Consider the following 23,842-nt stretch of genomic DNA (forward strand, 5'->3'; position numbering starts at 1 on the left):
ATAAAAAATTAAAAAATTTCTATTTTATTTATGTGTTTGTGTAATTATAACAAAAATTAAAATAAAAGATATTAAACAGTAAATTGCAGTATATATGCTCTTGATAAAATTAAAAATATACTATTAAAATTTACTAAATTCAGGAGGTAAGAGATGTCAACTGTACTCTATATCAAGGCAAATCCCAAAGATGATAAGGATTCTCGTACTTTTAGAATTTCAAATCACTTTATAAATGTTTATCAGAAAACTCATCCTAACGATCAAGTTATTACCCATGATCTTTATAAGGAAAACATTCATTTTTTAACAAAAGAAGATATCCAAACAATATTTTCGCCAAAAACCGAAGAAAGTCGAAATCATCCTATTTTGAAATATACATACGAGTTTGCTGAAGCAGATAAGTATATCTTTGCTTTTCCAATGTGGAATTTAAATATGCCAGCTATTCTCAAAGCTTATTTTGATTATATTACAGTTTCAGGAATTACATTCAAGTATACTGAACATGGTGCTGTTGGCCTTTTAAATAATAAAAAAGCGCTTTGTATTACAACAACTGGTGGTGAATATCTTACTCCTCCAATGTCAGACTTTGAGATGGGAATGAGATATATAAGGACCATACTAAAATTTATGGGAGTTGATGATATCAAAGCAGTAGCTGCACAAAGATTAGACATTATTGGAGAAGATGTGGAAAAAATAATTTCAGATGCTTTAAAAGAAGCTGAAGAAGTAGCTAAGAAATTTTAATAAAATTATTATTAAATTAATAGCAATTCAATTTAGTAAATAAAAAAGTCCACTTAAAGTGGACTTTTTTATTTTGAATTCACTTGATATGTATAATAAAGAAGAAAGAAAAAAAAGATGGATCGTAAAAATTTGAAAGAACATAAAAATATTTTATAAAATTCTAATAATAATTTGAATATTATCAAATTTATAAAAAAATACTTAAATTATTTTATTATTTTCCTTGACTTTTTAATAATAACATGATATAATTTATTAAAAATATTAAGTTATAAATCAATAATTTTAAAGGAGGGGATAAAAATGTTCAAACCTACTTATAAAAAACTTAGAAAAAATGAATCTTATTATACTGCCTATGACAATCTCGATAAAGAACTATACTACTTTTATTTAGAAAATATTAAAAGATTATGAGAAATCTTGAATTAAAACTTAAGTGGGAGAACCATCTCTCCCACTTAAGTTTATCTTAATCATATTAATTTAGAGCAGCTTTAAAAACATTTCGCATTAAAATTACTGATGTAACATTACCCACACCGCCAGGTACGGGTGTGACGTTGCATATTTCTGACACTTCCTTAGAAACATCTCCCACTATCTTACCATTTATAACGTTTATTCCTACATCTATTATAATTGTACCCTCTTTTACGAAAGTTTGATCAACAAAGTTAGCTTTTCCTATAGCAGCAACTAAGATATCAGCTTTTTTGGTAATTTCTTTTAAATCTTTAGTTCTTGTATGGGTTACCGTAACAGTAGCGTCTCTTCCGTGTTTCTGCAAAAGAATCGCAACAGGTTTTCCAACTGTTGTACTCCTTCCCATTATTACAATATTTTTCCCTTCAGTATCTTCAATATCTTCTATTATTTTTACAACTGCTTCAGCTGTACACGGGACAAATATTTCTGATTCGTAAAACATAGAACCAATATTGTACAAGCTCACTCCTTCTACATCTTTTAAAGGATTTATATTTTTTGCAACATCCAATTCTGTATAACCTTTTCTTAAAGGTCTGCCTACAAAGATTCCATCTACTGAACTATCTTCATTATACTTTTTTAAATCATCTATTAAATTCTTACTCTCAATAATTTCCAAATTTATGCCGTATTTTTTTGCACTTTTCTTTTGAGAATTTAAATAAGATATTGTAGATTCATCTGGTTCCACCACTAAACTAATTAACTTTGGTTCATAATTTATTTGTGATTTAATTTGTTCTATTTCAGATTTTATTTTGTCTATAGTATTTTTTACATCTATTATCACAGGAATCAACCCCTTTTCAATATAATATACTGTCTTTAGAAATTGTAAAATATATATATTATATATGTTTTAGCTTGGTCGTCTCTACACGTAACCAGCAGAGGGCTTCGCCTCTAAAGTATTTAATTATCAAATTTAAAAGTATATCAAGATAAACCTGTAATAACTCCATCTTTGTCGATGTCCATATTAACAGCGTTGGGAACTTTTGAAAGACCTGGCATTCTCAGTATATCTCCTGCTAAAGCTACTATGAAACCGGCTCCTGCTGATAATTCAAAATCCCGTATTGTAAATGTATAATCTTTTGGAAATCCTAATTTATTAGGATCGTCTGATATCGAATATTGTGTTTTAGCCATAATAATCGGTAATTTATCATAACCATATTTTTTTAAAAATTTAATTGATTGAAGCGCATCGCTTGTATATTCTACTTTAGACGCTCTATATATATTTTTAGCTAATTTTTCAATCTTTAATTCTAATGAGTCCTCAAAATTATATATTGTTCGTAAATCTGACCTTTTCTCACAAGCAGAAGCTACTTTTTCCGCTAAATCTAAGGCTCCTTCAGATCCTTTAGCAAATCCATCATTAATACTTGCTTCTACATTAAAACTTTTTACAAATTCTTCAACTGTATTCAATTCTTCTTCTGTATCTGTATCGAATTTATTAATGGATACAACTAACGGTACATTGAATTTTTTTAAATTTTCAATATGCACTTGTAAATTAGAAAGTCCTTTTCTTAAACTATCTAAATCAGGCTCAGATAATTCTTTTTTATTTTTACCTCCATGATATTTCAAAGCTCTAACTGTTGCAACTAAAACCGTAGCAGAAGGTTTTAATCCAAATGTAGGAGAGACAAAATCATAAAATTTTTCTGCTCCCAAATCAGAACCAAAACCACTTTCAGTAACTACATAATCAGCAAGTTTTAAAGAGAGTTTTGTAGCCACTATAGCGTTAGTTCCATGAGCTATATTCGCAAAAGGACCTCCATGTACAAAAGCGGCTGTATTTTCTATTGTTTGTACAAGGTTTGGATTTATAGCATCTTTTAATAATATTGTTAATGCTCCGGCAATTCCAAGATCTTTTACTGTTATTGGACTTCCTTCTTTATTTCTTGCTACAACTATTTTAGAAAGTTTTTCTTTAAGATCTTCTAAACTTGTTGACAAACACAAAATTGCCATAATTTCAGACGCAGCAGTTATCACAAATCCATCCTGACGAAGATACCCATTTTCTTTTCCCCCTAATCCTACAACTATTTCCCTTAATGCTCTGTCGTTCATATCCATTGCTCTTGGCCAAGAAACTCTTGTGGAATCAATATTTAACTTATCATATTTTATATAAGCATCCAATACAGCAGAAATAAGATTATGTGCTGAAGTAACAGCATGGATGTCTCCCGTAAAATGAAGATTTATATCTTCCATAGGTAAAACCTGTGAGTAACCGCCACCAGCTGCTCCACCTTTTATCCCCATAACAGGACCTAAAGAAGGTTCTCTCAAAGTTACTATAGAGTTTTTTTTAATTTTGTTTAAAGCCATCGACAATGCTATACTTGTAGTTGTTTTACCTTCTCCAGCAGGTGTAGGAGTTATAGCAGTTACAAGTATCAACTTCCCATCCTTTTTGAAATCAAGCTTTCTTAAATAATTGTGTGAAACTTTGGCAATGTATTTTCCGTACAAGTTGTAGTCTTCCTCTTTTATATCCAGTTCATTTGCAATATTCGTAATCTTTTTCAATTGAGCAGCACGAGCTATTTCAATATCAGTAAGCATCTAAAATCCTCCTTTGTTAGTTTTTTTACTTACTTTAGAAATTCTAAAATCCTTATTATATATATGCTTTAGCATTGATTTTTTTACAAAATAACTTCCCGCTTATAGTCCTTACTAATTCTTAATTTCTTCACCTTTTTCAGCCCTTGCAGCCAAGAAAGGGGGAGAGGGCTGTACCCTGGACCCATTTTAAATTCAAAAGATTATTTGAAAATCTTTATTTCTAAAGTACCTATATAATGGATTTTTCTTACTTTTTCACTAAGTGTAGCAAAGAAAGGACTGTACCCTGGACTCATTTAAATTCAAAAGCTCCTTTTCTGAAAATTATCATTTCTAAAGTTCTTATACTTTTTTGTGTAGTTACCTTAATTAAATCAGAGTTTTTAAATTAACTACTTAAATTATTTAAAAGCTTTATAAATACTTTCACATGCTTTCTTTAGTAATTCTTTGGGACAAGCGATATTCATTCTAAAAAAACCGTTTCCTTCTTCTCCAAAAATACTTCCCTCTTCCAAACCAACTTTAGCTTTGTTTATAAGGATATCTTTTACTGTACTTTCATCTCCATATTTTCTAAAATCCATCCACATTAGATAAGTTCCTTCTGGTTCAATAATTTTTAAATCCGGCATATTTTCTGAAAAAAACTTAAGAACAAACTTTATATTATTCATTAGATATTCAAGTAACTCATTCAACCACTCTTCCCCATTTTCGTAAGCTGCTTTAGCACTTGTCATACCAAAAATATTTAAACTATCTGTCGAAACACTTTTTATCATATTTTTATATTCATTTCTTAATTTATCATCGGGTATTACTACAAAAGAAGCATGTAGCCCCGGTAAGTTAAATGTTTTGCTTGGTGCATAGAAAGAAAGCACTTTTTTTTGTATATCTTGTGAAAGAGAAGAAATCGGGAGGTGTTTATTGGGAGAGTATACTAAATCAGAATGAATCTCGTCAGAAAGTATTATTATATCTCTTTTTAAACATACTTCTGATAATCTTTCAAGTTCTTCTTTTTTCCAAACTCTTCCCACTGGATTATGGGGATTACAAAGTATTAATAATTTTGTTCTATTCATGTTTAATTTAGCGTCAAGATCTTCAAAGTCCATTTCATATCCATTTTTGTTCAATTTTAAGGGATTTTTTAGAATCATCCTTCCATTAGCTTTTATTATATTATAAAACGGATAATAGACAGGGCTTTGGATAACAACGTTGTCTCCTGGTTTTGAATAGGCCAGTATAGCAATTTTTAAAGCATCTACAACCCCATCAGCCGGAACTATCCAACTTTTGTCAATTTCCCAACTGTGTCTTTTCTTAATCCAAATAATAAAAGGATCAAAATAATTTTCATCTACCATAGGATAACCAAATATCCCGTGATCAGCTCTTTCCTTTAATGCTTTAATTATTTGAGGTGGAGACTTAAAATCCATATCAGCAACCCACATAGGAATAACATCATCTCTTCCATAGAGTTCTTTTAAGCCGTTCCACTTTACTGAGTCTGTATTTTTTCTATCTATTAGTTCGTCAAAGTTATAAATCATAGAGTTATGTCTCCTCCTATAATATTTTTGATTTACTCACTTTAGAAATTATGAAACTCATATTTTATAAATGTTTTGACGTTTAGTTTTTTAAAAAATATCTCCATTATTCTAATTTTAACCAATTGGCTATTTTCTTTAATTTTCATTTCTAAGCTGAAAGATACACAAGACCATGTTTTTGAGTTAAAATTTACCTAATGTTATAACTTTTATTAAAATTATATCATAAAAATTTAAATTATTCTTGGATATTTACAAAATAAGAAAATAAAAAGTATGCATATCCTATGGCAAATTTAAAAATAACTTCACTATCTCCATTTGCTTAAACCAAAAAAACGATACTTACTCTTTTTATATAAAAAGAATCAAACTGTTCTATTTTGAAACATATTTTTAGTTTTATTAGCAATTTTGACAAGGGTTAGGATTACTGAAACTTCTACTAATACATCCGCTACAGTAACAATTGTTGCTACCGATTGCAATCTAAAAAGTGGAATAGCAACGGCAACTCAAAAAAGTTATTTGCTTCGAGCATGGCTACAGGTGATGCGATGTTTTATGCTATCTTCCACACTACTTGATAAATCTATCTTGAACACATAGAATAAATCATTAACTATATTAATATCGCCACCTGAGTTAGGATTTTTAAAACATGCTTTTTATCGTCTTTAATCCGGTAACAATTCATATTATGTTCTTTATATTTTTTGTATCTCTCAATATCGTCTATAAATAAACTATTTTCTCGAAATTTTTCCTTTAAATACCTATAAAGTAATTCGTCCTCTTTTTTAAATTTAGCGTTTATCTCATAATATACCCATTGAGCATCTTTCAAAGAAGAAATAATTCCAATGGTTTTAAGCTTACTTAAATGCCTTAGAAACATTGGATTGAGTCATTTCAAGCAATACTTCCAATTCACAAACACAAAGTTCTTGTTGCTGCATCAATAAATTTAAAATTCTTAGTCTATTTTCATCTCCAAGAGACTTAAAAAGTTCTTCCATTAATTGAACATTCCCCCCGTTTATATTATTATATTCATCTATGCTCATATAATATAATAATATAATAATATAATAATTTCTCTTATTCTCCAAATTTCGTATGATATAATTTGAATAACTCTAAAAAATAGCATAAGGATTGTGAATTTTGTGTGTGGAAGGTTTGTTACTTATTCACCATTCAAAGAAATAATTCAAACTTTTGGCATAGATCTTGTTTTGATTAATGATTATATACCAAATTATAACGTTGCACCTTCTAACGAAGTATTAGTTGTGTTTGAAAAAGAAGGAAAAACTGCTTTAAATAAGTTTAGTTGGGGCCTTGTTCCTTCTTGGGCAAAAGATGTGAGTATTGGTTATAAGATGATAAATTCCAGAGTTGAAACATTAACTGAAAAAAGGACCTTTAAAAATTTAATTAATTCAAACAGATGTGGAATAGTAGCAAATGGCTTTTATGAATGGAAAAGAGAAGGAAATAGTAAAACTCCATACTTTGTAAAATTAAAAGGAGATAGATTATTTTGTTTTGCTGGATTATACGATATTTGGAAAATTGACGAGGAAAGTAATTTGTTTACATGCACTATAATTACTGTGGCCTCTAATGAAAAAGTATCTCGCATTCATGATAGAATGCCTGTTATGCTCGAAAAAGATGAAGTGAAAAAATGGATTGATAGTAAAAATACTTTTAACAATGTAAAAGAAATGTTGAAAGCCAAAGATGATGATAAGATCGAGTTATACCAAGTTAGTAGCAGAGTTAACTCACCAAGAAACAATTCAAAGAACAACTTAATTCCAGTAAATTAGGGAGGGATAGTATTGAAGGTTCCAATGATAATGACTCCAGGTCCAACTTATGTAAGTGAAGAGGTGAGAGACGCCCTATCTCAAAAGATAACAAATCCAGATTTGGACCTTAACTTCTATGAATATTACAAAGAAACATGCGAAAAAGTACAACAACTATTAAAAACGAAAAACAATGTTTTAATACTTTCTGGAGAAGGGATATTAGGATTAGAAGCATCCTGTGCTTCTTTAGTAGAACCTGGAGATAAAGTACTTTGTATAGAAAACGGTATTTTTGGAAAAGGGTTTGGTGATTTTTTAAAGATATATGGTGGAGTAGTAGATTACTTTACTTCCGACTACAGAAAAGCTATAGATTTAAAAACTTTGGAGAATTTCTTAGAAGAAAATCACGATTATAAATTAGCAACTTTCGTACATTGTGAAACTCCTTCAGGAATTACTAATCCAATCGAACAAATAAACTCCTTATTAAAAAAATACGGTATTCTTTCGATAGTAGATGCTGTCTCCTCTATAGGTGGAGAAGAAATCGAAACAGATAAATGGGGTATAGATATTCTATTGGGAGGTTCACAAAAATGTGTATCAGCTCCTCCTGGTATTACTTTTTTAAGTATTAGTGAAAAGGCTTGGAATATAATTTTAAATAGAAAAACTCCAATTACGGGATTTTATGTGAACCTTGCTAATTGGAAGAGTTGGTACGAAGATAAATGGTTCCCATATACGCCTTCCATAAGCGATATATATGGTTTTGGTGTTGCGGTTGAAAGATTACTTGAAGATAATGGTCGTGTAGAACGACATAAAAAGATAGCTAATGCAGTAAGAAAGAGTTTAATATCTGGTGGACTTGAATTGTATCCCCAAGATAATTTCTCTAATACCGTAACTACTGTAGTTGTTCCTATGGGAACTTCATTTAACGATATTTATAACAAGATGCTCAGCGAACATAACATAATGATCGGTGGAGCGTTTGATTTTTTAAAAAATCAAGTGTTTAGAATAGGTCACATGGGGGAAAATTGTTATGAAGATAAGCTTTACCTAACTTTAAAAGCATTAGACAAAGTTCTTAGAGATCTTGGCTTTGAATTAAAGGTAAAGTTGCATAAGTATTTTATTGAAAATTTGGATTCTTAATTTTAATTATGGTATTTGAAAATAAATATTGATTATGTATTGTATATATAATTATATATTGTGTAATATGATTTTTATAAGTATAAAATATTTACACATATAAAAAATATTATACCTAATATTTAATTTATACAATTATATAGTTAATATATAATTTAAATAAACAAGTTACACTATATAATATTGAACTTCTTAATTGGTTCTTTGAAAAATTTAGGAATTTTAAGATTGAAAAATTATTAAAAAAGATAAAAAAAATTTCTAAAAAATTATTATGAAAAAATCATAAGATTTTTATAAATACGTATCGAAAAAGATAAAAAATAAAGGAAATATTGTCGGAAAACCTAAGTTTTCCGACATACATAATTTGATACACTCCAAAACCTCTTTTTTAGTAAGTTTAAGTTGAGCTCTTTTTTATAGCCTCATATACGTAGTTTAAATGGTGTGCTTATAGAAAAATACTTCTCCTTTCTATTAAATAGAAAATAAAAGCTCCTATGAAGAGGTTATATTTACCTAAATATACATTATAAAATTTATATATAATTCTATATATTTTTATGCATTTTTCATTCTAATTATTTTATAAATAATATTGATGCATTTTTATAAATTTTTTCTACGTTAAATATTATATATATAATGTACAATAATCTTTTGTTGTATAAAAAAATTAGAAATAATTATTTTTCAATATTGTTTATTTTAACGTTGGGGAGGTAGACAATCATATGAAAAAATCGCATAGCACGCGAAAAAATACTTTACATAAATACACTAAACTTATAGATATTTCTAAAGGAGAATTACTTAATAAAGGTATTTCCCAGTTCAACTACGAAAGAGTCATTTTATTTTCAGGTTTAAGTAAAACTACTGTATATAAAAAATTTGGGAAAAAAGAAGATTTTATTATTTTTTTGATAAAGTCTATTTTAGATGACTTTTATGTTTCATTTAAAGAGTATGTTCATAAATTTACATCTTTCAAAGAAGTTATTGACTTTGTTTCACATTTGAATTTTGACATAGAAACAATTTTAAAAGATTATCCTATAGATGATTTTTTTCAACATTCCGAAATAACTTCATATGTAAATAATTATTATTATCTTACTTTTGGAAATGTTATAATAGACAAAATAAAAGAATTTCAAAAAAAAGGAGAAGTTAGGAATGACATAGAGGCAAAGTATATATTAGAATTTCTTACTTCAGTTACAAAAGGAATGGGAATGATGCTTAAAGATCATGATTCTAAAGATGTATTAAAAAATTATACAAAATTAATTGAGTCAGCATTATCAGTAAAATATGAGTGAAATTAAAAAACTAAAAAGGGAGTGAATCTATATTATCAAAAGTATAAAAAAATTTTTTCCTATTATTGTTATTTTACTTTTTATTTGTATAACTTCTTATACTGCCCCTGTGTCAAGTCGAGTTCCTATTATAAGAGAAGAAGATCTCAGTGAGAAAATCGAAGTTTTACAACCTTCTAAAACTTCTCAACCTACAGAAATTCAAGAACCACCAATTACTACACCCCCTTCTATTTTCTCCCCGGTTATTCAAATCTCTGAAAAAAACAAAAATGATGTTATTACCATGCTTGACTCTTTCAATGGATTTGTTGGATTTGAATTAAGAGATTTGAATTCAAATCAAATACTAATTGAATACAACTCTCAAAAATTATTCGTGCCAGCTTCTTTATCAAAACTATTTACTGCCTTAGTTGCTTTAGAAAGTTTAGGAAATAATTATAGGTTTGAAACACATGTGTATATAACTGGAGATATAACTCCCAATTTTATGGGCAATATTTATATAAAAGGATTTGGGGACCCTGTTTTAACCTCTGTTCAATACAAAGAAATTTTAAAAAAAATAACTATTGAAAAGGGGATAAATAAAATATATGGAGATATTATTTTTGATTATTCATTTTTAAAAGAGGAAGGTTTCGGAAGAGGCTGGATGTGGGATGATCCTCAGCCTCAAATAGCATCCTTAAATATTTGGCAAACAAATTATGAATCTTTCAAATATAAAACAGATCTTGAAATAAAAGACTATATTACATATTTGACTACTATATATCTACAAGAATTAGGAATAACGTTCTATGGAGAAATCAAATATGAAAAAGTACCGGTCAATTCTAATCTGATATATACTCATTATTCACCACCCCTTATTGATATTACCAAACAAATGTTAGAAACAAGCGATAACCAAATAGCCGAACAGCTCTTTAGAAATTTAGGATCTATTTATGGAGAAGGCACAATTGATTCTTCGGAGAATCATTATAAGAATGTTATAGAAAAAACTTTAGGATATCAGTCAGATAAATATATCATAAAAGATGGTTGTGGATTGTCTATGTACAATCTAACTTCTCCTAAAATGGTAAATGATACAATTTTTTATCTGTATAAAAAATATGATGATAAGTTTTTAGATCTTTTAGCTTCTCCATACGAAGAAAGCACTATAAAAAATCGATTTAGTTTTGAAATATGGGCAAAAACGGGAACTCTATACTACGATTCAGCAATTTCTGGCATTCTAAAAACAAAGAAAGGCAATTCTTATTTATTTACTTTAATGGAAAATAATTTTGCTTTTAATAATAGAAGGGCAAAAGAATTTGAAAATTCTATAATCCAATACATATATGAAAATCTATGATCTGTTAAAAAATCAATGAATTAAAGATAAAGACTTCAGAAATGAGATTTTTTGAGAATAAGTTAAAATAGAATCCTGCCATTTATAGAATTTGAGGTTCATAATTTTGAAAGTAGTATCTCAATAAATAGATACTTTAGAAACGATAATTTTCAGAAAATAAGCTTTTGAATTTAAAATGGGTCCAGGGCACAGCCCTTTCTCCCTTCTTTGGCTATAAGTACCGAAAAAGGTAAAGAAATTAAGAATTAGTAAGGACTAGAAGCAAGGAGGTATTTTGTGAAAAAATCAATGTTAAAACATCTATAATAATAAGGACTTTGAAATTTCTAAAGTGGATATCAATAAACTGAAGGAGGTTAAAGTAAATGCATGCTCAATTTAATGGTTATTATCGTTATCCAACAATTTTTAATGATCAAATCGCATTTGTTTCAGAAGATGATATTTGGTTAATAACTACAAAAGGTAGTATTGCCAGGAGACTAACTACAAATTTAGGGGAAGTTTCCGATTTGGCTTTTTCAGAAGACGGAAAATGGATAGCATTCACCGGAAGAGATGAAGGAGTACCAGATATTTACATAATCCCTTCCGACGGTGGAACTTCAAAAAGATTAACTTTTTTGGGATGTAATAGTAAAGTTGTTGGATGGCATAACGAAACAGTTATATTTTCAACTAACTATGCTCAACCATTCAAAAGAATAACTGAACTATGGGAAGTGGCTATAAATGATAAAACAAAACTAAAAAAATTAGAGTATGGACTTGCTACAGAAATATCGTTTGGCAAAGATAAAGGAGTTGTACTCGGTAGAAAAACTGGTGAACCCGCCAGATGGAAAAATTATAGAGGAGGTACTGCAGGTGAAATATTAATTGACGTAGAAGGAAACTTCAACTTTAAAAAATTAATTAACTTAAAATCTAACTTCGCTAATCCTATGTGGATAGGCGATAGAATTTATTTTGTCTCAGATCATGAAGATGTAGCAAACATTTTTTCTTGCTTAGTTGATGGAAGTGATCTAAAAAAACATACCCATCATAATAATTATTATGTAAGAAATGCAAAAACTGATGGAGAAAACATCGTATATCATGCCGGAGCAGATATTTATGTTTTTAATGTAAAAAATAACGAAACAAAAAAAATAGATATAAAATATTTAAGTGGTTTAACTCAGAGAAATAGAAAGTTCGTTGATCCATCAGAATATTTTGAAAGCTTCAATGTTTCTAAAAAAGGTGAAAAACTATTAACAACTCATCGAGGGAAAGCTTATTACTATGAAAATTGGTTTGGACCTGTAAAACAAATAGGAAAAGCACATGGGGTAAGATATCGCCTCTCCACCTATTTAAATTTGAAAGATGAAGAAAAAATTGTAACAATTAGTGATGAGAACAATGAAGAACATATAGAAATACATAATTTGAAAGAATCAAAAACAGAAATTTTAAAAATCAAAGATCTTGACTTAGGAAGAGTCACAAAAATAATTCCTAATCCTAATAAAGAAGAAATCCTTTTGACGAATCAAAGAAATGAATTAATACTTATTGATTTAGATAAAAAATCCAAAAAAGAAATAGACAAAAGTGATATAGGGCCAATTAATGGATTTGCATATTCTCCAGATGGAAGATGGATTACTTACTCTAAGTATATTAATAGGAAGCAAGCCGCAATCATGATATATGATAAAAATGAAGAAAAAACTCATCAGGTTACAGAACCTGTGTTATTAGATGTACTTCCCACTTTTGATCCAAATGGGAAATATTTATACTTTTTATCTTATAGGACTTTTAACCCAGTTAGTGATAATTTACAATTCAATTTTGCTTTCGTTAAAGGCGTTAAACCTTATTTACTTACTCTAAAAAAAGATATTCCTTCTCCTTTCCAAGATGAAGGAGAAAAGGATACCTCACAGGAAAGTTTTGACAAAAGAGATGAAAATAAAGAAAATATGAAGTTAAAAGAAATTGAAATTGATTTTGAGAACATAACTGATCGAATTCTTCAATTTCCAGTAAGTGAAGAAAGATATTTAGATATTGAAGCAGCCCAAAATAAGATTTTTTATACTATAGCTTCTGTTAAAGGAGAATTAGATAACGAAGAAGATATTTTTAAGAGCTTACCTTCAGAACTCACTTTGAAATATTATGATCTTTTAGATAAAGAAGAAAAAACCTTTCTTGAAGGAGTTTCAGAATTTAAAATCTCAAATGATACTCAGAAAATAGCAATTAGGATAGGAAATGATCTAAGAATTTTATCAACATCAGAACCGCCTGCTTCGGAAGAAGAAAAAGATGAGACAAAAAAGTTTAACAAAAAAACTGGGTGGATAGATCTTTCACGAATAAAGGTAGAAGTAGATCCCCTAAGTGAATGGAAACAAATGCTTTGCGAAGCATGGAGATTACAAAAGTTTTATTTTTGGAATAGTGAAAATCCAAAAGTTAATTGGGATGAAATTTTGAACAAGTATATTGTTTTAGTAGATAGAATAGGATCGAGAACCGAATTTTCAGACTTAATTTGGGAAATGCAAGGTGAATTAAAAACTTCACATGCTTACGAAGTTGGAGGGGATTACAAGCCAAAACCAACTTATAAAATTGGTTATTTAGGAGTTGACTTAGAATACGATGAAACTGAAAATATCTATCGAATAACTCACATATTGAAAGGAGATCCTTGGGATAACAAATATAAGCCTCCATTAATTGGCCCAGCATTAGATGTAAAAGAAAGCGATTACATTGTTTCTATAAATGGTAAAGATCTGAAAGAAAAATCATTTAATGAATTATTGGTAAATTACAATAATCAGTTCGTAGAAATATCTACAGTACATGAAAGAAAAGATACTATAATAAAAAAGTTTGTAGTAAAAACTTTGTCCGATGAAACTCCTTTACGATATAGAGAATGGGTCGAAAAAAATAAGAAATATGTTCATGAAAAAACAAATTCAAAAGTTGGATATGTGCATATTCCAGATATGGAAGCTTTAGGCTATTCTGAATTTCATAGATATTACTTAAATGAAATTCATCGGGATGCCTTAATAGTAGATGTTAGGTTTAATTCAGGCGGAAGTGTCTCTTCGCTAATCTTAGAAAAATTAAATAGGAAATTCATTGGTTATGATTTTCCGAAATGGATGGCCCCAGAACAATATCAATACGACTCAGTAAAAGGCCCTATAGTAGCTGTAACTAACGAATTTGCTGGTTCCGATGGAGATATATTCAGCCATTCATTCAAAATGATGAAGTTGGGAAAGTTGATAGGGAAAAGAACTTGGGGCGGAGTAGTAGGTATTTGGCCAAGAAATCCTTTGGTAGATTTTTCAATAACAACTCAACCAGAAATGGCTTTTTGGTTTAAAGATGTGGGTTGGGGAATAGAAAATTATGGTACCGATCCTGATATAGAAGTAGATATAATGCCTAAGGATTATAAAGAAATGAAAGATCCACAACTAGATAAAGCAATAGAAATTATTTTAGATGAATTAGAAAAAAATTCACCTATGGATCCATACGACATAAAAAAATTTTAAATAGAATAGTAATATAGAACTTATAATAATATAATAATAACTAAAACGCCGAGAAATAAAGCATCTCGGCGTTTTAGTTATTTTGGTTATTCGTTATTCCTTACTTATTTTATGGGAAAAGAAACATATTTAGGTATACCGTTTTGATAAACAGGATAGCTTTCTCCATATATTAAAGGCTTAGCATATTCTATGAATTTTTCATTCATGTTATATCCATCATCACTTATATATTCTTCAGGTAAATATTTAGTATTGTTCGCAACTTCAAATAATGGAACCTTTCCATATTCCACTTCATATGGATCATTAGACAATCTATTTATTGTTACCATATAACCCGTTATACCATTTAAAGCATATTCTAAAGCTTTTTCCCCTATTTTTATAGCTTCTTCCTGATCTGTTTTACTTACTATATGACCTCCGCTTCTTTGCAGATAATCTGGAATAGCAACATGAACCTTTAATCCAAGCCTCGTAAGAATAATATTTGCAATTACTCTACCAACGTCACCTAATTGTCTATTTCCGAAACTGTCTGTATAACCCATATCAGAAACAAAAGCCCCACTTTTATATTTTATGCCTTCTGAAACGGCTATAGAACAGTACCCATTTCCTTCAATCTCTTTTTGTACTTTACTTAAAAAATTTTCTTCTTCAAAAATTCTTTCAGGAAGTAATATAATTTGAGGACCAAAATCTCCATTTAATTTAGCAAGGGAAGTAGCTGCTGCTAACCATCCCGCATGTCTTCCCATTGTCTCCATAATAAAGATTTTTGTCGAATCCTTTGACATGCTTCTTGTATCAATACTTGCTTCAAGCATAGAAATAGCAAGATATTTAGATGCAGAACCGTAACCGGGAGAGTGATCTGTTCCATATAAATCATTATCGATTGTTTTTGGCATTCCTATAACCATTAAATCGTATCCAATCTTTTTTGCGTACTCGTCTATCTTATTTGCAGTGTCCATAGAATCATTCCCACCGTTATAAAAAAAACAATTGATATTATAATCTTTAAAGGTTTTAAAAAGTTTCCTGAAACCTTCTTCATCGCCTTCTTTTAACCTATGCCTGCATGAACCAAAAGCACTTGCAGGCGTATATTTTAGTGCATTTATTTTCTCTGCTGATTCCTCAGTCAAATCAAATAATTTCCCTTCAAGGATACCAGAAATACCGTTAATTCCAACATAAATTTTGTCTATAGACTTATTTCTTCTTGCACTATTAATAAGTCCATAAGCAGAAGCGTTTATTACACTAGTAACTCCACCTGATTGCGCATAAAGAATGTTCTTTTTAACCACTTAAAACACCCCTTAAAGTCTATATTAAACTTACTTGTTTAATCTAAACCATTTGAACTGTTTTATAATTTTGAAAGTAATTTAAATTTTCTTCCTCTACTATATTTTTTTTCACAGACATAACCATTCCAAAACCTTGGGCATTTTTAGCTCCTAACCCTGAATTCAAAGCTAATTCTATTAATTTTTTGTCACCTTTTAAAATAAAATATCCCGTCCAACCTTTTATTATGATATCTTTATAAAATAAAAGTTTTTCATTTTTTTCTGTTATTCCATAAGGTTCTATAGAAAAATGTGAATCTCTAATTGGCAATTTTAAAGCCGAAGACTTTCTCTTAAGATTTTCTTCTATAAGCTTTTTAAAATCAGACGAATAAGGAGAAAAATAATGAGTATACCTTTTACCATTAGGTAATAATATAGTCGAATAAACAGTTATAGGAGACAACGTTTTTACTAATATTTTTTCTTTAACAAAAGCTTTTACTTTCTCACACTTTACTAAAGTAAAACTATTTTTTTCTATCCTAAAAATTTTTTGTTCGTTAAGACTATTTAAAACCGAATCAACCAATTCTTCAATAGGTGAAGCAAAAAAGATCGTAAAAAGTCCTTTAAATCTCATCCTTTTTTCTTGAACCTTAAAAGGGCCAGAGGGATAAATACGTGAAAAAGTGAAAAGTTTTAATTTTTTATCTTCGGCTTTGGTACCTATATCATGATAGCCTGGCATCTCTTCTGACATTAAGCTATAAAATAATCCTTGCAATGGCCTATTGTAATGAACTGGCAAATCTATTTCTTCTTCGTTAATAGGCCCAAAAACGAGTTTAATTATCAATAATATTCCCCCCAATAAACATTATTATTGAATTAATTCCCATTATGGCAACACCATAATGGGAATTAACATAATTTATTATTAAAATATAGCTTGTTCGGTTTCCTTATCAAAAACATGAATCATTTCTAAATCAACAACTACTTCAAATTTTTGACCTGCTTCCGCACGTGTTTGTGGACTAACTTTAGCTGTTATCGCTTGATTACCAATAGCCAAATGCAGCAATGTTTCGCTCCCTAACGGTTCAACAACATCTACAACAGAGTTAAGCACATTACCTTCATTTGCACTGCTCGAAATTGATTTATCATATAAATCTTCTGGTCTAACGCCAAGAACAACTTCTTTATCTACATAACTTTCTAAAAGAGATGCTCTATTATCTGGAACTTTTATAGCAATACCCTCTTCTTTTAACCAAATGCCATTTTCTCTAACAACTTTTACGTTCAAAAAGTTCATAGGAGGTGTTCCAATAAACCCAGCAACAAAAATAGTTTTGGGATTATTATAAACTTCAAACGGACCACCAATTTGTTGAATTATTCCTTCATTCATTATAACTATCTTATCCGCCATTGTCATAGCTTCAACCTGATCGTGTGTAACATAGGCAACTGTTGCTTCTAATCTTTTTTGCAACTTTTTAAGTTCTGCTCTCATTTGAACTCTTAGCTTTGCATCTAAGTTAGAAAGAGGCTCGTCAAATAAGAAAACCTTAGGATCCCTAACAATAGCCCTACCAACAGCAACTCTCTGTCTTTGACCACCTGAAAGTTGTTTGGGTTTTCTATCAAGCAAATGTTCTATCCCTAAAATCTTTGCAGCTTCTCTTACTCTTTTTTCTATTTCGTCCTTAGGGGTTTTTCTTAATTTTAAACCAAAAGCCATATTATCATAAACAGTCATGTGAGGATATAACGCATAGTTTTGGAAAACCATAGCAATATCTCTATCTTTTGGTTCAACATCATTTACAACTTTTCCATCTATCTTTATAGTTCCTGATGTTATATCTTCCAATCCTGCAATCATTCTTAGTGTTGTTGTTTTACCACATCCTGATGGACCTAACAATACTAAAAATTCTTTATCCTCAATAATAAATTCAGCATCTTTAACTGCATGAAAACCATTCGGATATACTTTATTTATTTTTTCTAATAAAACTTCTGCCATTTATTAGCACCTCCATATTAGTTTTAATTAATTTTTTAAAAATTATAAAACATAAATTCTATAAATATTTCAAATTCTGAATTTTTTAAAAAATATCTCCTCCTTTAATCTTAGCTAAATATAAATTTTTAATGAATTCATTTATTATGCGATTCACAAAACATTAAGCATCAAAATTTTTGAAAAAGGCTTTAATATCTTTAAATTTCTCCACATCTTCTAAATCAAAAAGCGATATATCTCTTATTTCATCAATAAATTCCATTAAATGAATAAACTTATTATAATTTATCATTACACTTATAGGAACACCATTTTTTGTTATAATTACATCTTTATCCTTTGTTTGGTCGACAACTTGAGAAAATTTCGCTTTTGCATCCGCTAAATTATAAAATACAGAATCTTTCAATTCCATTATAACACCCCTTGACTATAATTATAGTCATTTTATAAATATTTGTCAACAATACCAAACTGAAGATTTTGCATTCTAATTGGTTATAATACCATACAATCAATTATAATCTTCTATAAATAGATTTATTGAAAATATTTACTACGCGCATAATTTTTTACTTCATTTATTTCATCTACATTCAATGTAAAATTTGCCCAATATGGTATATAGGTATTGTTCAACAATAATGGATCAATATTTTCAAAAATATATTTTTCTTCAACCAATTTATTGAACTCAGTTGTACCAGGTATAGGTGTAAATTCATTTAAATTTATTCTAATTCCTAAGGAATAGCAAAAATCTATTGCTTCTATAACTTTTTCTTTGCTTTGACCAGGCAAATTAATTAAAATATAAGCAGATATGTCATCTTTACTAAAACCTACTTTTTTTAGGTTTAAAATAGCTCTTTCAAGATCTCGATTACTTACTTTAAACCCTGTTTCTTTTTGAGTTTTATAATCATAACTTTCATATCCCAGCTTAATCGTTTTAAAATTAGCTTTTTTTAGTAAGTAAGCAATCTCTTCATCAACTCTTCTTGCATGTATTCCATTTGGCAAGTGAAATCTAATCTCAAAAGCAGAAAGCGCCTTTAGCAAATCTTTAATATCATCCCTTAACAAAAAAGCATCATCGAAAAAGACTATATCTTTTATATAAGGTCTTTTTTTTAATATAAAGTCAATATTATCTACAATCTTATCTATGCTTCGATATTCGAAATGCCACATTTTTGGAGTAACACAGTAAGAACACTTGAAGGAACATCCAACCGAAGTAATTAATACAACATAAGGAAGGTCAGAATCGTATAATTCATAGGTCAAATCTGTTTTTTCAAACCAATCTAATCTATCTAAACTTTCTGAATTCAAATTTAATTCATTTAAAACACCTTTTAAAGGTAAAATTCCCATACCAGGAAAAACAGAAACATTATAACAAGAAAATGTCTCTTTTGCATGTTCTGTATATAAAGTAGAATAAATACCACCAAAAAATATCGGAGTTTCAGGGAAAAATTCTCTTAAAACTTCAATACATTTAAGTCCCCCATAATACCAATATGTAAGAGTAACTCCAACCAAAATAGCATCTACTTTTTCATTTTTTTTAATTTTCTCTAATTTTTGTCTGAATAGTTCGATTGGTAAACCGTATCTTTTAAAATCTCTTGGTATATTTTTTAATATGGATGGTTTTTCAACAACTTCATTATAAAACTTACCAGTACCATAGTATTTATCTTTTACTTTTTTTTGTTTCACCAATTCTTTGTCATACCTGTTTAATAGATCTATAAAAATTACCTCATGGCCTAAATTTTTTAAAATTTCAGAAATATACAAAAGGCCTAATGGTTTTAACCAAAAATCATAAGCAGCTGAGTCATAAATCCAAGGATTCACAATTAGAAACTTCACGTCCGTTCCTCCGCATTTATCAACATTCTTAGACCAAAAAGTTTAAGTGCTATTCTAAATCCAATTTCATTGTTTATTTTAAAGAGTTTTTACTTCTTTCATATAATACTTTATACCTTTTAAAGTAAGGTTTGAATCATATTTATCAAAAAAAGAAAACTTTAAAAATTTAGCATCGCCGCCAGTCACAACCACAAAAAAATCTTGTTTTCTCTCGTTTTTTATTTCTTGAATTAATTTTTCTATGCCAAATAAAGTAGTTTTAACAACTCCTATTTGTATATTATCAATAGTATTTTTGCCTAAATTATAATTCACAGGAATTAAATCAACTTCTGGAAGTTTGGCAGTTTTAGAAAATAAAGCATTTATAGCTGTTCTAAATCCCGGAATTATAGCGCCGCCAACAAAATTTCCTCCTTCAAGAACATCAACTGTAATTGCGGTTCCAAAATCTACAGCAATTACATTATCTCCATAATCAACTTTACTCGCTATTACATTACTTAATCTATCTGCACCTATTTCTTTTGGATAGTCAACTAAGTATCCAATATTATAAACTTTGTGTTCTGAAGAAACAAATATAGGCTCTATGTTAAAATATTTATTAGAAAATTGTTCCAAAATAAAGTTTACTTTTGGAACGACTGAAGATATTCCTATTTCTTTAATATTATTAATATCAAGTTTAGAATATTCTACTAATTTTGATAGATTTGCGAATAATATATCTTCCGATTCGAGGATACTTGGTCCCAATCTCCATGTAAAAAACTTATCAACGTTGTGTATTCCAACAATCGTATAAGAATTCCCAACATCAAATAGAAGTTCCATGCATATCCCCCTTTATATTATTTTCCAAAATTTTGATAAATTAATTAAACAGTTTTTTCTGATGCTTTTCTTAAACGATTCATCACAGCAATACCTATACCTTTGTCTTCTATACCTTCAACAATCATAACTTCTACTTTTTCATCGTACTTTCTTAACATCTCAAAAAGTTTTGCTGCAAATTCATAATAGTTATCCTCACTACCTATAATATCATAATTTATGTTTTTTTCTTTGTAAAAAAGAGAATGCTCTCTTAAACACAATACAATTGCATTTGAATATTTTTGATATTCATCGACGACCTTATTTACCATATTTTCTTTTTCATCATGTTCTATTAATATTACAGGAGTATTAGGAGAGTAGTGCTTATATCTCATTCCCGGAGCTTTTATATAATCGGCTTCTACAATACCATATACAAATTTCGGAATTTCAATATCGCCAAAAATCTCTTTTAACTTTTCAGGAGGTATTGGCCCTGGTCTCAATAGTACAGGAACTTTACCTTGAGTTAAATCAATTACGGTAGATTCCACACCAAATTCTACTTTGCCACCTATAATTATATAATCAACTTTTCCTTTTAAATCATGTATAACGTGTTCAGATAAAGTTGAACTCGGCTTACCTGATATATTAGCGCTTGGGGCAGCTATTGGAACGCCCGCATACTCAATAAGCTTTAAAGCAATAGGATGTGCAGGCATTCTTATTGCAACAGTATTTTTGCCTGCAGTAACAATATTAGGGATTATCTCTTTTTTTCTAAGGACAAAAGTCACAGGACCAGGTAACAGTCTCTCTATCTTTTCTAACAACGAATATGAAATGTACGAGAACTCTAAAAAAGATTTGATATTTGCAACATGTAAAATCAACGGATTATCAAAAGGTCTACCTTTTGCTTCAAAAATCTTTCTTACAGCGTTTTCTGAAAATCCATTTGCTCCCAACCCATAAACCGTTTCTGTAGGAAAAACTACAGTTTTATTTTCTTTAATTGCTTGAGCAGCTTTTTTAATTTTTTCTTCTTCAATATTTAAAGGATCTATTTCTAAAATTATCGTTTCCATTATATACTCCCCTTTGTCTTTTTTCCAAAAAGGAAAAACCTCTAATAATATATTATATAAAAAAAACGAGAAAAAGTAAAATAATTAAAAATAAAAGCTTTTAATTGCTCTTAATCATGCGTATATAGAAATATTCATAAATTACGAAATAACTCTCCTATTATGTTATAATAAAAAAAGAATAGCAAAAATAAAATGGTTAAAAGATGAGGAAAAATAGATGATAAATTATGAATGATAAATTTTCGAACAGTTTTAATGATTTGAAAGAGAAATTAGAAAAGATTGAATCAAAATTAGACGAATATTTAAATTCTAACGATTTCGAAAACTTTTCCAAATCGTTAGAATTTAGATTTAGTTTATTGAAAGAAATAGAAGTTTATAAAGAGAATCCTGAGACTCAAAACATTGTGCAAGATATTTTAAAAAAAGATTTAGAAAGAGAAAAGAGAATAAAAGAACAGTTTGAAAAAATTAAAATCCAGCAACTAAATCTACAAAAAAGTAAAAATGCCATGAAAACCGGTTATTTGAAAGTTGAGGAAAATATGAGCAGACACAAAATAAACAAAAGTGGTTAAGTTTTTTTAAATTATTATATTGTTAGATATCTTTTCTATAATATCGTGATTTAAAAAATATCTTATCAACATCCCTATAAACTTTTTCTCTCACTTCTTTCAATGTTTTACCGCTATTTACAATATTCAAAACTCTTCCCCCGTTGGTTACTAAATCTTTATCTTCTAACTTAACACCTGCATAAAAAATCTTAGACGTTATTGTGGGATCTATAATTATTTTTTCACCAACGTTGTAAGAAAAAGGATAATCTTTAGTACAAATCGTTAAGCATAAAGAAAATTCGTTGTTCCATTGAATTTCACAATTATTAATATTCTCATTTTGAAGTGAATTTACAATGTCTAATAAATCATTTTTCATCAAATATAAAATAGATTGAGCTTCCGGATCACCGAATCTTACATTATACTCTAATACGTACGGCTCATCATTTTCTATCAATAATCCAATATATAACACACCTTTATAAAACAAACCTTCTTTTTTTAAACCATTTAGTGTTGGAAAAATAATTTTTTGATCAATAACTTCTCTCAATTCTTCTTTTATATCAGGATGAGGAGTTATAGCCCCCATTCCACCAGTATTAGGCCCTTTATCTTCTTCCAAAAGTTTTTTATGATCCTTAGAAAAGCATAAAATATTGTAGTTCTCCCCATCTAACAATATAAATAATGAAGTTTCAAAACCACTTAAATATCTTTCTAAAACAATTTTTCGAGCAGCTTCTTTAAAAAATGATTTCTCCATCAACTCATTAAGTGCTTTTTCTGATTCTTCTAAATTATTACATATAAAAACTCCTTTTCCCCCAGCAAGACCGTCAGCTTTTATAACAAGCGGATATTTTGAGTTTTTTAGATTTTCTATATAAGATCTCGTTTCATATAAATTATCAAATGTTATGTAATCTGCTGTTTGAACTCCATATTTTTGCATAAAATTCTTGGCAAAAACTTTACTACTTTCTAACCTCGCTGCTTTCCTTTCAGGACCAATTATATTTAACTTATTTTCCTTAAATTTATCAACTATTCCTTTAGCAAGATACTCTTCAGAACCTACAAAAGTTATATCTATACTTTCTTTTTTAGCAAAATCTAAAATCTCATCTATATCGTCAATATTTACACACTTACATTTATTTTCAAAAGAGATACCATCGTTGCCAGGCATAACAAAAATATTTTCAACATTTTTATTTTGTGCAAATTTCCAAGCTAACGCATGCTCTCTACCACCCTTACCAATCACCAAAATTCTCATTACTTAAAAACCTCCCGTAAAATTTTTTTATACTCACTTTAGAAATTTCAAAATCCTTATTATTATAGATGTTTTAACATTGATTTTTCTAAAAAATACCTCCTGCTTCTAGTCCTTACTAA

Annotated in this window: 19 protein-coding genes; 7 read left to right on the forward strand and 12 right to left on the reverse strand. The window is 28.9% G+C overall.

Annotated features, from left to right (window positions below; translation table 11 throughout):
• Positions 1–153 precede the first annotated feature (153 nt).
• Positions 154–759: an FMN-dependent NADH-azoreductase gene (locus X924_RS08535; protein WP_121958489.1), complete on the forward strand. Its 606-nt coding sequence runs from the start codon at positions 154–156 to the stop codon at positions 757–759.
• Between the two features lie 484 nt (positions 760–1,243).
• Here the strand turns inward: X924_RS08535 and X924_RS08540 are convergent, their stop codons facing one another.
• From X924_RS08540 to X924_RS10255, 4 genes are all read right to left on the reverse strand, one after another.
• Entirely contained in the window at positions 1,244–2,044 is an 801-nt protein-coding gene (locus X924_RS08540) for a bifunctional 5,10-methylenetetrahydrofolate dehydrogenase/5,10-methenyltetrahydrofolate cyclohydrolase (RefSeq protein ID WP_121958490.1), read from the reverse strand.
• Positions 2,045–2,190: 146 nt separating this feature from the next.
• A complete protein-coding gene (locus X924_RS08545) occupies positions 2,191–3,855 on the reverse strand; it encodes a formate--tetrahydrofolate ligase (RefSeq protein ID WP_121958491.1) in 1,665 nt (554 codons plus the stop codon).
• A gap of 404 nt (positions 3,856–4,259) precedes the next feature.
• Positions 4,260–5,426, reverse strand: coding sequence for a MalY/PatB family protein (locus X924_RS08550; protein WP_121958492.1), 1,167 nt, complete (start codon positions 5,424–5,426; stop codon positions 4,260–4,262).
• Positions 5,427–6,304: 878 nt separating this feature from the next.
• Positions 6,305–6,448 (reverse strand): metalloregulator ArsR/SmtB family transcription factor, encoded by a 144-nt coding sequence (locus X924_RS10255; RefSeq protein WP_199172686.1) that lies wholly within the window; start codon positions 6,446–6,448, stop codon positions 6,305–6,307.
• A 150-nt stretch (positions 6,449–6,598) separates the two neighbouring features.
• On the opposite strand from X924_RS10255, the gene X924_RS08560 reads away from it, so the two are divergent.
• The 5 genes from X924_RS08560 (at position 6,599) to X924_RS08580 (ending at position 14,709) form a co-directional block, all read left to right on the forward strand.
• A complete protein-coding gene (locus X924_RS08560) occupies positions 6,599–7,267 on the forward strand; it encodes an SOS response-associated peptidase (RefSeq protein ID WP_121958493.1) in 669 nt (222 codons plus the stop codon).
• Between the two features lie 12 nt (positions 7,268–7,279).
• On the forward strand, positions 7,280–8,419 hold the full coding sequence (locus X924_RS08565; RefSeq protein ID WP_121958494.1) for an alanine--glyoxylate aminotransferase family protein: 1,140 nt from the start codon (positions 7,280–7,282) through the stop codon (positions 8,417–8,419).
• Positions 8,420–9,156: 737 nt separating this feature from the next.
• Positions 9,157–9,747, forward strand: a complete 591-nt coding sequence (locus X924_RS08570) for a TetR/AcrR family transcriptional regulator (RefSeq protein ID WP_121958495.1) — start codon at positions 9,157–9,159, stop codon at positions 9,745–9,747.
• 109 nt (positions 9,748–9,856) lie between these two features.
• Positions 9,857–11,122 carry a D-alanyl-D-alanine carboxypeptidase/D-alanyl-D-alanine-endopeptidase gene (locus X924_RS08575; RefSeq protein ID WP_121958496.1) on the forward strand — a complete coding sequence of 422 codons (1,266 nt, stop codon included), beginning with the start codon at positions 9,857–9,859 and terminating at the stop codon, positions 11,120–11,122.
• A 368-nt stretch (positions 11,123–11,490) separates the two neighbouring features.
• Positions 11,491–14,709: a S41 family peptidase gene (locus X924_RS08580; RefSeq protein ID WP_121958497.1), complete on the forward strand. Its 3,219-nt coding sequence runs from the start codon at positions 11,491–11,493 to the stop codon at positions 14,707–14,709.
• Between the two features lie 104 nt (positions 14,710–14,813).
• Here X924_RS08580 and X924_RS08585 read toward each other — a convergent pair whose 3' ends face one another.
• The 7 genes from X924_RS08585 to X924_RS08615 all read right to left on the reverse strand — a co-directional run bounded on the left by X924_RS08585 (position 14,814) and on the right by X924_RS08615 (position 21,866).
• The gene (locus tag X924_RS08585) at positions 14,814–16,031 is read right to left on the reverse strand and encodes a 6-phosphofructokinase (protein WP_121958498.1); all 1,218 of its coding nucleotides are present in this window, start codon (positions 16,029–16,031) and stop codon (positions 14,814–14,816) included.
• A gap of 43 nt (positions 16,032–16,074) precedes the next feature.
• Entirely contained in the window at positions 16,075–16,875 is an 801-nt protein-coding gene (cas6, locus tag X924_RS08590; protein WP_121958499.1) for a CRISPR-associated endoribonuclease Cas6, read from the reverse strand.
• Positions 16,876–16,956: 81 nt separating this feature from the next.
• On the reverse strand, positions 16,957–18,057 hold the full coding sequence (locus X924_RS08595) for an ABC transporter ATP-binding protein (RefSeq protein ID WP_121958500.1): 1,101 nt from the start codon (positions 18,055–18,057) through the stop codon (positions 16,957–16,959).
• 163 nt (positions 18,058–18,220) lie between these two features.
• Positions 18,221–18,475, reverse strand: a complete 255-nt coding sequence (locus X924_RS08600) for a type II toxin-antitoxin system prevent-host-death family antitoxin (RefSeq protein ID WP_121958501.1) — start codon at positions 18,473–18,475, stop codon at positions 18,221–18,223.
• A gap of 125 nt (positions 18,476–18,600) precedes the next feature.
• The gene (locus X924_RS08605) at positions 18,601–19,947 is read right to left on the reverse strand and encodes a radical SAM protein (RefSeq protein ID WP_121958502.1); all 1,347 of its coding nucleotides are present in this window, start codon (positions 19,945–19,947) and stop codon (positions 18,601–18,603) included.
• Positions 19,948–20,025: 78 nt separating this feature from the next.
• Positions 20,026–20,787, reverse strand: coding sequence for a type III pantothenate kinase (locus X924_RS08610; RefSeq protein WP_121958503.1), 762 nt, complete (start codon positions 20,785–20,787; stop codon positions 20,026–20,028).
• Between the two features lie 44 nt (positions 20,788–20,831).
• Positions 20,832–21,866, reverse strand: coding sequence for an L-threonylcarbamoyladenylate synthase (locus tag X924_RS08615; RefSeq protein WP_121958504.1), 1,035 nt, complete (start codon positions 21,864–21,866; stop codon positions 20,832–20,834).
• Between the two features lie 230 nt (positions 21,867–22,096).
• On the opposite strand from X924_RS08615, the gene X924_RS08620 reads away from it, so the two are divergent.
• A complete protein-coding gene (locus tag X924_RS08620; RefSeq protein WP_121958505.1) occupies positions 22,097–22,450 on the forward strand; it encodes a hypothetical protein in 354 nt (117 codons plus the stop codon).
• A gap of 22 nt (positions 22,451–22,472) precedes the next feature.
• Here the strand turns inward: X924_RS08620 and purD are convergent, their stop codons facing one another.
• Positions 22,473–23,720: a phosphoribosylamine--glycine ligase gene (gene purD / locus X924_RS08625; protein ID WP_121958506.1), complete on the reverse strand. Its 1,248-nt coding sequence runs from the start codon at positions 23,718–23,720 to the stop codon at positions 22,473–22,475.
• Positions 23,721–23,842 lie beyond the last annotated feature (122 nt).

Source organism: Petrotoga sp. 9PWA.NaAc.5.4 (assembly GCF_002895485.1).
Taxonomy (GTDB): domain Bacteria; phylum Thermotogota; class Thermotogae; order Petrotogales; family Petrotogaceae; genus AZRK01.

Bases quoted from the DNA above. Each gene is read 5' to 3' on its own strand.
- X924_RS08535 (WP_121958489.1), top strand. From the start codon at position 154: ATGTCAACTGTACTCTATATCAAGGCAAATCCCAAAGATGATAAGGAT.
- X924_RS08545 (WP_121958491.1), bottom strand. From the start codon at position 3,855: ATGCTTACTGATATTGAAATAGCTCGTGCTGCTCAATTGAAAAAGATT.
- X924_RS08550 (WP_121958492.1), bottom strand. From the start codon at position 5,426: ATGATTTATAACTTTGACGAACTAATAGATAGAAAAAATACAGACTCA.
- X924_RS10255 (WP_199172686.1), bottom strand. From the start codon at position 6,448: ATGGAAGAACTTTTTAAGTCTCTTGGAGATGAAAATAGACTAAGAATT.
- X924_RS08570 (WP_121958495.1), top strand. From the start codon at position 9,157: ATGAAAAAATCGCATAGCACGCGAAAAAATACTTTACATAAATACACT.
- X924_RS08580 (WP_121958497.1), top strand. From the start codon at position 11,491: ATGCATGCTCAATTTAATGGTTATTATCGTTATCCAACAATTTTTAAT.
- X924_RS08595 (WP_121958500.1), bottom strand. From the start codon at position 18,057: ATGGCAGAAGTTTTATTAGAAAAAATAAATAAAGTATATCCGAATGGT.
- X924_RS08600 (WP_121958501.1), bottom strand. From the start codon at position 18,475: ATGGAATTGAAAGATTCTGTATTTTATAATTTAGCGGATGCAAAAGCG.
- X924_RS08610 (WP_121958503.1), bottom strand. From the start codon at position 20,787: ATGGAACTTCTATTTGATGTTGGGAATTCTTATACGATTGTTGGAATA.
- X924_RS08615 (WP_121958504.1), bottom strand. From the start codon at position 21,866: ATGGAAACGATAATTTTAGAAATAGATCCTTTAAATATTGAAGAAGAA.
- X924_RS08620 (WP_121958505.1), top strand. From the start codon at position 22,097: ATGAATGATAAATTTTCGAACAGTTTTAATGATTTGAAAGAGAAATTA.
- purD (WP_121958506.1), bottom strand. From the start codon at position 23,720: ATGAGAATTTTGGTGATTGGTAAGGGTGGTAGAGAGCATGCGTTAGCT.